We start from the raw sequence: 10555 nt of genomic DNA on the forward strand, positions 1-10555 counted from the left end.
CTAGGTTCTAGGTTCTCGCAAATTGTAAATCCTGTAATTTAGCGTCGAGCCGATCATCGACGCTAAAACAATGCCCTATAACCTATTCCATAGTGCCTTTCTCTCATTATGCGGACAACTGTCCTTGTCAAGAATGTTAAAGTTATATTTGCGCTAGCCGCGCCTTCGCAATTGTTGTAAAATACGCGCGTTTCTAAGCATACACATGCAAAACCATGCAACTTTTTTGAGGAAATCCTGTGAGCGAACAAAAACAGTCTCTAAGTTATAAAGACGCGGGCGTAGATATCGATGCCGGTAACGCACTTGTTGAGCGTATTAAAGGCGTAGTTAAAAAAACCCGTCGTCCTGAAGTTATGGGCGGAATTGGTGGCTTTGGCGCACTTTGCGAAATTCCTGAAGGTTACAAGCAACCAGTATTAGTTGCTGGCACTGACGGTGTTGGTACTAAATTACGTTTAGCGATTGATCTTAAGAAGCACGATACTGTTGGCATCGACTTAGTTGCAATGTGTGTGAATGACCTTATCGTTCAAGGTGCTGAGCCATTATTTTTCTTAGACTACTACGCTACAGGCAAGCTTGATGTTGATACAGCAGCAGATGTTGTAACGGGTATTGGCAAAGGCTGTGAGCTTTCTGGTTGTGCTTTAATAGGTGGTGAAACTGCTGAAATGCCAGGCATGTATGAAGGTGAAGATTACGACATGGCTGGTTTTTGTACTGGTGTAGTTGAAAAAGCAAACATCATCGACGGTACTAAAGTAGCGGCTGGCAATCAACTAATCGCACTTGCATCAAGTGGTCCTCATTCAAATGGCTTTTCGTTAATTCGTAAAGTTCTAGAAGTATCAAATGCTGATACTAACGCTGAGTTTGAAGGTAAAACACTTGGCGAAACACTACTTGAACCTACACGAATTTACGTTAAACAATTACTTGAGCTGTTTAAGCAAGTAGATGTGCATGCCCTTTCACACATCACTGGTGGTGGTTTTTGGGAAAATATCCCACGTGTATTACCTGAATCTGCAAAAGCAGTTGTAAAAGGTGATAGCTGGCAGTGGCCGGGTATCTTTAACTGGTTACAGGAAAACGGTAACATCACCACTCATGAAATGTACCGCACATTTAACTGTGGTGTAGGTATGGTTTTAGTGGTTCCTGCTGACAAACTTGAACAAAGCTTAAGCATATTAAAAGAACTTGGTGAAGATGCATGGCACCTTGGTGAAATTCAAGATGCTAAAGCAGGCGAAGAACAAGTAGAAATCCTAGGCGGCCGTGATTAATGGCCCCTTCTCGTCTAGTAGTCTTAATTTCAGGTAGTGGCTCAAATTTACAAGCCATCATTGATGCCTGTAATAATGGCGAGATAAACGCAAACATAGCGGCTGTCATTAGTAATAAAGCAGACGCTTATGGCCTTGAGCGAGCAAAACAAGCTGGCATTGCAACCGCAGTGCTCAGCCATAAAGATTTTGACTCGCGCGAAGCCTATGATGCTAAATTAATGAACGTTATTGACTCTTTTGCACCAAATTTGGTTGTATTAGCTGGTTTTATGCGTATTCTTACTCCTAGCTTAGTGCAAAAATTTAAAGGAAAAATGTTGAACATTCATCCTTCTTTGTTGCCTAAGTATCAGGGTCTGAATACCCACCAAAGAGCAATTGATGCAAAAGATGACGTTCATGGCGTAAGTGTGCACTTTGTCACTGAAGAGTTAGACGGCGGTCCGGTTATTCTTCAAGCCAAAGTACCGGTGTTAGCTGATGATACTGCAGAGACACTAGCTAAGCGTGTGCATGCGCAAGAACATATAATCTATCCTTTGGTGGTCAAATGGTTCAGTGAACAACGACTTACGATGGAAGCAGATTATGCAGTTCTTGATGAAAAACAACTCCCGACACACGGCGCAGACTACCCACAATAAAAAATTAAGTGCCCTACTTTTGTGTGCGGGCACTTTACTTCCTACCAGTTTAATTGCCGGTGAACTCACCCAATTCGAAGCCAGCTATGACATTTTACGCAAAGGTGAAAACCACGGTCAGGGTGTACGTACTTTAAAAAAACTCGCTGATAACACTTACCAAGTGAGTTATCACAGTGATATTGAGTGGATGATATTCTCAGATTCTCGTAAAGAGACCTCCAAATTTACTTTTAACAACAGTAAAGTGTCTCCAGTGGATTACAGCATGATCCGTAAAGGTACTGGCCCTGATAAAGAATATACCTTATCGTTTAATAACACTGATAAGCTCGTTAATAGCAGTGAAAGTAAATACCCTTTAAAATGTGAGTGGAGTGAACAATTCCAAGATTCAATTTCATACCAAGTACAAGTTCGAGAAGATCTTAAAAAGGGTAAAACCAACTTATCGTATCCGCTCGTAGATAAAAAAGGTAATTGCCGTGACTACAACTTCGAAGTGGTTGGCACAGAAATGATTTCACTGCCTATAGGCAATATAGAAGCAATAAAAGTAAAACGCCTTTATGATAACGATAAACGTCAAGCCCTTGCTTGGTTTGCCCCAGAAATGGACTATATGTTAGTTAGAATGTGGAAAGGTGAAAAAGGTGTAGAACAGTTTGAAGTGCAAATGAAATCTTTCACAGTCACCAGCCCTGTAGCCTTACCACAAAACGTAAAAAGCGAAACTGCACCAGAATAAATTTGTTTCCTACATAAAATGAAAAGCCCAAGGTTGACAATCATAACTTGGGCTTTTTCATTTTTAATACTTAAGTTTGAAACTTTAAGTTGGGTTTCGTTTCACTCTACCCAACCTACATTAACTCACCCATTTTAAATAACGCAAACTCACCCGGCTCCATTTTTTGCCAGCGCTCATCATTAGTCAATGGTCTTGTTGCAATCACAGTCACCACGTCATTAGGAGTGGTTTCTTTTTGAAAGTCCACCACCATATCGGCATCAATCAATGTTGCCTTACCAAATGGTGCACGACGCGTGATCCAATGTAAGTTATTAGTACAATACGCTAATACAAAGACACCATCAGTAAGCAGCATATTAAATACGCCTTTTTCACGTAGAGTATGCGAAAGCTTTGCCGCATAACGAAAAACCGATGCCATATTTGATGGGCGTTTTGGATATTTTTCACGAATTTTATCGAGTAACCAACAAAAAGCCAGCTCGCTGTCAGTGTTGCCTACAGGGCGATAATACTCAGGCTTCAAATCATGATAATTCGATAGCTGACCATTATGGGCATAGGTGATTTCACGCCCCCACAACTCTCGTGTAAATGGATGTGTATTTTCGAGACACACACGACCCCGGTTACCCTGGCGGATATGGCTGATAACTGAAACGCTTTTAATCGGATATGCTTTTACTAACTTGGCAATTTCAGACTGACAGCTTGGTTCTGGATCTTTAAATGTACGACAACCTTTACCCTCATAAAAAGTAATCCCCCAACCATCTTTGTGCGGCCCAGTATTACCACCTCGCTCCAGCAAGCCTGAAAAGCTAAAACAAATATCTGTCGGCACGTTCGCCGACATGCCAAGTAACTCACACATAAAATAATTAAACCTTTAAATGAGTTGCCAGAGTTTATCATTCAACCCAAACGCAACGCTCATACAATAAAATAAAAACACATTACTACGCATTGTTAAACATAAGATTGGCCATAGCAAGCATATGTTAGTTTCCATGTTGTACTCTTTAAAGATTGGCGACTAAACTCATAGATTATCTTATTTAGACTCTTGATAATTACCGATTCTAGCGCTACTCTAACAGAGGTGGTCTGACCTCTATTAAGGATTAAGTACATGACACTCATATTTACACTCGGTTTAATCGCACTGCTTAGCATCGCGAGTTACCACAGAGCGAGCTGGAATACTGCCCTTGGCATTTCTATCGCAACACTTGTTATTGGTACCTTCGCAGGTGCTTTTGGTGCAATTAGCTGGCTGATATTTTTAATCATCAGTGTACCGCTTTCTATTTCTGGCATTCGTCAGCAATACATTATCAAACCAATTTTTGCCATGTTTAAAAAAGTAACGCCTACAATGTCTGAAACTGAAAAGTCAGCGATTGATGCCGGTACTACGTGGTGGGAAGCCGATTTATTTTGCGGCCGCCCTGATTGGGAAAAACTACATCAATATCCAATGCCTAAGCTCACTATTGAAGAGCAAGCATTTATTGATGGTCCTGTTGAAACAGTATGTAGTATGCTGGATGATTGGGAAGCTACTCATGAGCTAACTGATTTACCACAAGATGTATGGCAATATCTAAAAGATAATAAATTCTTTGCCATGATTATCAAAAAAGAATATGGCGGCCTACAGTTTTCTGCATTTGCACAGTCGTGTGTATTACAAAAGCTAACCAGTAAATCTACATTGCTTTCATCAATTGTGGGTGTACCTAACTCATTAGGTCCAGGCGAGTTACTACAGCACTACGGTACGACAGAACAAAAAAATTATTACCTACCGCGCTTAGCGAGCGGTGCTGAAATCCCATGTTTTGCTCTAACCTCTCCTGAAGCTGGCTCTGATGCTAGTGCTATTCCAGATTACGGTGTTGTATGTAAAGGCATGTGGGAAGGCGAAGAAGTTGTAGGTATCAGCCTAACGTGGAATAAACGCTACATCACCCTTGCGCCTGTTGCAACAGTGCTTGGCCTTGCGTTTAAAATGCAAGATCCTGACGGTTTATTAGGCGATACAAAAGATCTAGGTATTACTTGTGCGCTTATCCCAACAGATATGCCAGGTGTAGAAATTGGCCGTCGCCATTTCCCACTTAATGTGCCATTTCAAAATGGTCCAACACGCGGTAAAGATATTTTTGTACCACTTGATTACATTATTGGTGGCCCAGAAATGGCCGGTCAAGGCTGGCGTATGCTAGTTGAGTGTTTATCTGTTGGTCGTGCTATTACCCTGCCTTCAAACTCTGTAGGTGGAATTAAAACTATCGCCCTTGCCAGTGGTTCATACAGTCGCATTCGTCGCCAGTTCCGTTTACCAATCGGTCAAATGGAAGGCGTTGAAGAATCACTTGCTAAATTAGCTGGTTACGCTTACAGCTCAGATGCAGCAGTGAGTATGTCTACCGGTGCAGTTGATTTAGGTGAAAAGCCATCGGTTGTTTCAGCCATTATTAAATATCACTTAACTGAACAAATGCGTGATTCAACTATCCATGCAATGGATGTTCATGGTGGTAAAGGCATCATGCTTGGGCCAAATAACTATTTAGGCCGTGGCTATCAAGGTGCGCCAATTGCCATTACTGTTGAAGGCGCAAATATCTTGACCCGTAACATGATTATTTACGGTCAAGGTGCCATCCGTTGTCACCCATACGTTTTAACTGAGTTAAACGCATGCTCAATTGAAGACCGTGAAGAAGCTCTTGCGGTATTTGATAAAGCACTAATGGGCCATATCGGCTTTACTATCTCTAATTTAGTACGTACTAAGTGGTTAGCCTTTACGGGTGCTCGCTTTACCAGTACACCGTATAAAGATGAAACAGCTGAGTTTTACCGTATTGCATCACGCTTTAGTGCATCTCTGGCGTTAATGTCAGATATCAGTATGGCAGTGTTTGGTGGCTCACTAAAACGTAAAGAGCGTATCTCTGCACGTTTAGGTGACTTACTAAGTTATTTATACTTGGTTTCTGCTACACTTAAACGTTACAACGACGAAGGCCGTAAAAAAGAAGACTTTGCGCTTGTTCAATGGAGCTGCCAAGATCACCTTTACCATTGCCAACGTGCATTAGCTGATTTAATTAACAACATGCCATCAGCGCCGTTACGTGCAGCACTAAAGCTTATGTTATTCCCGTTCGGTCGCCCGGTTCGTAAACCAACTGACAAACTTGAACATAAACTTGCACAAATATTACAAGTACCAAGTGAAACACGTAACCGCCTTGCAAGTTATGTCTACTTAACTAATGAACCGCTTAATCTTGTAGGCCGCCAAGAGCAAACGCTCAAAGATGTGCTAGCTGTTGAGCCTCTGTTTGATAAAGTATGCCGTGAAAAAGGCGTAAAACTGCCTTTCTTCCAACTTGATAAAGTAGCGCAAATGGGCCTTGATGCGGGTATTTTAACCCAAGCAGAAGCCGATAAGCTGGCAGATGTTGAAAAAGCACGTTTAGATACTATTAACGTTGACGACTTTGACCCAGCTGATCTATTAGCAGGTAAAGCCGCACGTAACAGCACAGACAACAAGGCTGACGCTGCTTAAACTAAGTAATTAAAGCAAGCAACACACCTGTTATAACCATCCAAGCCAGCGCATAACGCGCTGGCTTTTTTTGCGCTAAAGCCTGTTGTAGTAAACACCAAGCCCCCCCTATTACTAGCAATAAACTATTTGCTTGATTAAACAAAGCCACAAAACCAACAAGCGTTAGTAGTAAGACAATTAAGCTAGGAATAAATAAGCTAACAAAGAATGCTGTTTGCTTATTCTGCATGTTAAAAAACACTCTGTACTGCTGATGTAGGTGACGGCAATCAAACTGTAATGAGCTACTAAACAACACTATAAAAGCAAGTGACAAAATACTGACTATAGCAGCTAAATCAGCGCGTTCTTGTAACAACACTTGAGTTGCCATAAATACGCACAGCAATAAAGCCCCTCGCCATATCAAAACCCAGCTATTATGCATAAAAAACAACAGCCAAAAGCCTGTAAGTGAAGTCAATTTTAGCTTAGCGGTAAAATTAAAAGGGACTATAAAAGTACTTAGCCCAAACAACAGCACGAAACCACTATGATAAAGCAATGGACTAATATCAAGCGGTAACGTTACCCAGATTGCGGATAACAAAAAACCATAAACCAGCGCTATTGGCTTGTATAAACATAAAATGCCGAGCACAAATTGCAATAGTAAAAACAACAAGAAATGCGGCACTCTAAGCCACTGACTCACACTAAGATCAATCGCGATAATGAGGCTCGCAATCAACCAGCCATTACTTAAAAGTAAAAGCTTTATATCCATTAAACCAAGCCAATATCGTTTCACCAAACTCTGTTGAAAGGCACGTTGTGCTGTATTTTTTATTGCAGATTTCATTGCGCTTAACATGACACTTTGCAGCAGCAAATACAGCCAAGCCATCTGTGCACCATACTGAGGTGCATCGCTGCTATCGATAATTTTCCCCAGCCCTAAAAATAACAGTAAAATCATACCAAGCATGGCAGAGCCAAGTACCACTAGAAATAACAAACCAAAGTTTTTAAGCTGCAACATTAATTGCGTGAGTTCAGTTTTGTAAGCCTGATAACGATAATCCATAAAAGAGCGATATTGCCCAATTGATTGTTTTAAGTTTGCAATCATAACGGCATACACTCAAAGCCATGCTCAATAAATGGCGCGGGTTCATGGCAGGTGATGATTATTTGCCCGTTAGGCTTATCAGTTAAGTATTCATCTAGTAAATTTAGTAAATACTGAAGACTAGCTTGATCAAGGGCTGCGCTGGGTTCATCTAATAGTAAATACGGTACATCACGCATAAGCGCTAAAATTAACTGGCATTTTTTTTGATTACCTGAAGACAGCGCATCAAAACGTGTATTTAAAAATTCATTGAAATTAAACCCGTCTATTATTGTTGTTGGCCAATTACAACCCAGCGTATTCACGGACAAGTTAATAATTTGCTCTGCCGTAAGAAAGTCTGGTAAAGCAATGCAGTCTGAGGCTATGGCAACTAGCTTATGTGGTTCGGTTAATGCTTTACCAAAGAACAAAATTTGGCCACTTTGGCGACTTTCAAGCTCTGCTAACATCATCAACAACGTTGTTTTACCTTGGCCATTAGGCGCTTCAATGCATATCTTAGGTGCACTAAATTTTACACTATAACCACTATACAATATATTTTCAGCAAACTGTTTATGTAACCCAATGACTTCTATCATAAATACTCCTTGATTTTGAAAGTGAATTATAACTGGTTTCTATTTTCGTGGGCTACATGGTTTGTAACACTTTATTGCAGTTCGAATAGGTTAAGTACTTGCGTTTAAAAATTGCTCGGTTAACACTAAAAGCCTATAACTATAATCCAAGGAATGTACCTATGAAAAAAACCCTCAAGCTTGCCTGTATTAGCTGTGCCGTAACTATTGCAATAACAGGTTGCAGTCAGTCTAATAACTCAGCCTCTACCCCTGTGGTTGCAAAGCAAACACAACAAGTAAAAACCTATACTGCAAAAACCTTTTTTGATACCACATCTATTATGGGTAGTAGCTTTTCACCTTCTGGTGATAAAGTTCTAGTTAGTAGCGATGAAAGCGGTATCTATAGCCTCTATGAAGTCGATGTAAAAACAGCAAGTAAAACTCGCCTAACTAATTTTGAAGACAGCACCTACCCCGTACGCTACTTCCCTAATGATGAGCGCGTATTATTTACCAAAGACTCCGGCGGTAATGAGCGCTACCATATTTACGTACGTGAGCTTGACGGTTCAATCAAAGATTTAACCCCTGGGGAAGAAACTCGCGCAAGCTTTGCTGGTTTTACCAAAGATGGCAGTGAGTTTTTTATCACCAGCAACAAACGCGATGCCAAGTTTATGGACTTATATCGGGTTGACAGTAAAACCTATAAAGTCACTCCTATTTATCAAAACACACAAGGACTAGATGTAGGCGCAATTAGTCCTAATGGGCGTTATATAGCGCTATCTAAAAACAATACCAATAAAGATAGTGATACGTTTATTCTCGATAGCTATAAAAAGACACTCAAGCCACAGTTAATTTCAAAACACGATACCCCAGCTCAATACACGCCTGACACCTTCTCTGTAGACAGCAAATATTTATACTACTCTACAAATGCTAAAGGAGAGTTTTCACAGGTATGGCGTTATGAGTTGGCCACAGGCGAACACAGCGCTGCATTAAAAGATGACTGGGACGTCAGCTTTATATACTTCTCTCGCTCTGGGCGTTACCAAGTAAGCGGTGTAAATGCTGATGCCAGTACAAAAGTGACCGTCAAAGATACAAGAACAGGTAAAGAAATTGCCATGCCTAAGCTACCAGCCGGTAACTTACGCAGCGTAAACTTCTCAAGCGATGAGAAATCTATGGCGTTTTACTTAAACTCAGACACCTCACCAAGCAATTTATTTGTTTGGCAAGTTGGTAGTAATGAAGCTAAGCAGCTTACCAATACATTAAGTAATGATATCAATCAGAACGACTTAGTAGAAAGTACCATCGTGCGCTTTAAAAGTTTTGATGGCTTAGAAATACCAGGCGTTTTGTATAAACCAAAACAAGCCAGCAGCAATAATAAAGTACCTGCGCTTATATCGGTGCATGGCGGCCCTGGTGGGCAAAGCCGAACTGGTTATAGCGCAATGCAGCAACATTTAGTTAATCATGGCTATGCTATTTTTGCCGTCAATAACCGTGGCAGCTCAGGGTATGGTAAAACATTCTTCCATTTAGATGATAAGAAGCATGGTACCGACGATCTGCAAGATATCGTCTACGGTAAAAAACACTTACAAAGCCTAGATTGGGTCGATGCAGATAAAATCGGCATCATGGGTGGTAGCTACGGCGGCTTTATGACCGCAGCTGCTCTTGCCTTTGAACCGGAAGAGTTCAAAGTAGGTATCAATATTTTTGGTGTTACTAACTGGGTGAGAACGCTGAACTCAATTCCACCATGGTGGGAAAGCTTTAAAAAAGCGCTTTACGATGAAATGGGTGACCCTGCAACCGATGGCGAGCGTCATCGCGCCATTTCACCACTGTTTCATGCCGATAACATCTCAAAGCCTTTAATGGTTATTCAAGGTGCTAACGATCCCCGTGTGCTACAAGTTGAAAGCGACGAACTAGTTGCCGCAGTCAAAGCCAATGGTGTGCCAGTCGAGTATGTATTATTTGACGATGAAGGCCATGGTTTTAGCAAAAAAGAAAACCGTATCAGCGCCTCCAACGCCTATCTAAACTTTTTAGATACTTACTTAAAAGAACGCTTTGGCCCACAAGGATAATTGTAAGCCAATTTGTATTAAAGCCTGCTGCATTTATTGTACGCAGGCTTTTTGTTATCTATTTTATTGCTTGGTTAACCTAGGCTCCAGTAAAGCGAGCACCAAACCAAATACAGCACAAAAAATGCCTAAAAACTCAAACCAATTATTGCCCGCATGTGGCATAGTCCGCGAAAGCTCATTTGCAGTATAAACACGTTTACCTCCCGCAACCTCTTCAACAAATGATTCACCAGCATACTTATCCATTAACTTAGAAATTGGTAACCTTCTGGCCAGCATTTCCCGATTTTTTCATCTCTTTTCTGGCGGTTTGGCTCAATAATATAATTATGCCAATGAGTAAAAACATTCAGAGGTTCTTCTGTTTTGATTACACCTTGTGATTTATATTCGTAAAAGCGCTCATTGAACACATAGTTTTCATGTCCTGCATAAAATAATGCACAACCAATCGATATTAAAAA

The 10555-nt window shown here is 40.9% G+C and carries 9 protein-coding genes and 1 pseudogene; 5 read left to right on the forward strand and 5 right to left on the reverse strand.

The annotated features are described in order from the left end of the window. The first annotated feature begins 239 nt into the window (after positions 1–239). From purM to ACFI4Z_RS16770, 3 genes are read left to right on the forward strand one after another with little or no spacing between them, the layout of a single operon-like run. Entirely contained in the window at positions 240–1292 is a 1053-nt protein-coding gene (gene purM / locus ACFI4Z_RS16760) for a phosphoribosylformylglycinamidine cyclo-ligase (RefSeq protein ID WP_462671560.1), read from the forward strand. Further along, entirely contained in the window at positions 1292–1939 is a 648-nt protein-coding gene (purN, locus tag ACFI4Z_RS16765) for a phosphoribosylglycinamide formyltransferase (protein WP_462671561.1), read from the forward strand. The genes purM and purN overlap by 1 nt, the downstream gene beginning before the upstream one ends. Next, positions 1896–2687 (forward strand): DUF3108 domain-containing protein, encoded by a 792-nt coding sequence (locus ACFI4Z_RS16770; RefSeq protein WP_462671568.1) that lies wholly within the window; start codon positions 1896–1898, stop codon positions 2685–2687. Before purN ends, ACFI4Z_RS16770 begins: the two co-directional genes overlap by 44 nt. A 115-nt stretch (positions 2688–2802) precedes the next feature. Here ACFI4Z_RS16770 and ACFI4Z_RS16775 read toward each other — a convergent pair whose 3' ends face one another. Beyond that, positions 2803–3567, reverse strand: coding sequence for a class II glutamine amidotransferase (locus ACFI4Z_RS16775; RefSeq protein ID WP_462671562.1), 765 nt, complete (start codon positions 3565–3567; stop codon positions 2803–2805). 258 nt (positions 3568–3825) lie between these two features. Here ACFI4Z_RS16775 and fadE point away from each other — a divergent pair, with 258 nt between their 5' ends. Next, positions 3826–6282 carry an acyl-CoA dehydrogenase FadE gene (fadE, locus tag ACFI4Z_RS16780; protein WP_462671563.1) on the forward strand — a complete coding sequence of 819 codons (2457 nt, stop codon included), beginning with the start codon at positions 3826–3828 and terminating at the stop codon, positions 6280–6282. A gap of 1 nt (position 6283) precedes the next feature. Here fadE and ACFI4Z_RS16785 read toward each other — a convergent pair whose 3' ends face one another. Together ACFI4Z_RS16785 and ACFI4Z_RS16790 are read right to left on the reverse strand one after the other, a co-directional pair. Beyond that, positions 6284–7396, reverse strand: a complete 1113-nt coding sequence (locus tag ACFI4Z_RS16785; protein ID WP_462671564.1) for a DUF6136 family protein — start codon at positions 7394–7396, stop codon at positions 6284–6286. Further along, positions 7393–7983, reverse strand: coding sequence for an ABC transporter ATP-binding protein (locus ACFI4Z_RS16790; protein WP_462671565.1), 591 nt, complete (start codon positions 7981–7983; stop codon positions 7393–7395). Before ACFI4Z_RS16790 ends, ACFI4Z_RS16785 begins: the two co-directional genes overlap by 4 nt. Before the next feature lie 161 nt (positions 7984–8144). Here ACFI4Z_RS16790 and ACFI4Z_RS16795 point away from each other — a divergent pair, with 161 nt between their 5' ends. After that, the gene (locus ACFI4Z_RS16795) at positions 8145–10088 is read left to right on the forward strand and encodes a S9 family peptidase (RefSeq protein ID WP_462671566.1); all 1944 of its coding nucleotides are present in this window, start codon (positions 8145–8147) and stop codon (positions 10086–10088) included. A 63-nt stretch (positions 10089–10151) separates the two neighbouring features. Here the strand turns inward: ACFI4Z_RS16795 and ACFI4Z_RS16800 are convergent, their stop codons facing one another. Both ACFI4Z_RS16800 and ACFI4Z_RS16805 read right to left on the reverse strand, forming a co-directional pair. Beyond that, positions 10152–10337: a hypothetical protein gene (locus ACFI4Z_RS16800; protein ID WP_462671567.1), complete on the reverse strand. Its 186-nt coding sequence runs from the start codon at positions 10335–10337 to the stop codon at positions 10152–10154. After that, positions 10337–10555, reverse strand: a pseudogene (locus tag ACFI4Z_RS16805) (hypothetical protein); the annotation flags it as partial. The gene ACFI4Z_RS16800 and the pseudogene ACFI4Z_RS16805, both read right to left, overlap by 1 nt.

The sequence above is a fragment of the Pseudoalteromonas sp. RWi3 genome (genome assembly GCF_054960735.1).

What these genes read in the sequence shown, in the direction of transcription:
- purN (WP_462671561.1), top strand. Translation starts at nt 1,292, where the DNA reads ATGGCCCCTTCTCGTCTAGTAGTCTTAATTTCAGGTAGTGGCTCAAAT.
- ACFI4Z_RS16770 (WP_462671568.1), top strand. Translation starts at nt 1,896, where the DNA reads ATGAAAAACAACTCCCGACACACGGCGCAGACTACCCACAATAAAAAA.
- ACFI4Z_RS16775 (WP_462671562.1), bottom strand. Translation starts at nt 3,567, where the DNA reads ATGTGTGAGTTACTTGGCATGTCGGCGAACGTGCCGACAGATATTTGT.
- fadE (WP_462671563.1), top strand. Translation starts at nt 3,826, where the DNA reads ATGACACTCATATTTACACTCGGTTTAATCGCACTGCTTAGCATCGCG.
- ACFI4Z_RS16785 (WP_462671564.1), bottom strand. Translation starts at nt 7,396, where the DNA reads ATGATTGCAAACTTAAAACAATCAATTGGGCAATATCGCTCTTTTATG.
- ACFI4Z_RS16790 (WP_462671565.1), bottom strand. Translation starts at nt 7,983, where the DNA reads ATGATAGAAGTCATTGGGTTACATAAACAGTTTGCTGAAAATATATTG.
- ACFI4Z_RS16795 (WP_462671566.1), top strand. Translation starts at nt 8,145, where the DNA reads ATGAAAAAAACCCTCAAGCTTGCCTGTATTAGCTGTGCCGTAACTATT.
- ACFI4Z_RS16800 (WP_462671567.1), bottom strand. Translation starts at nt 10,337, where the DNA reads ATGGATAAGTATGCTGGTGAATCATTTGTTGAAGAGGTTGCGGGAGGT.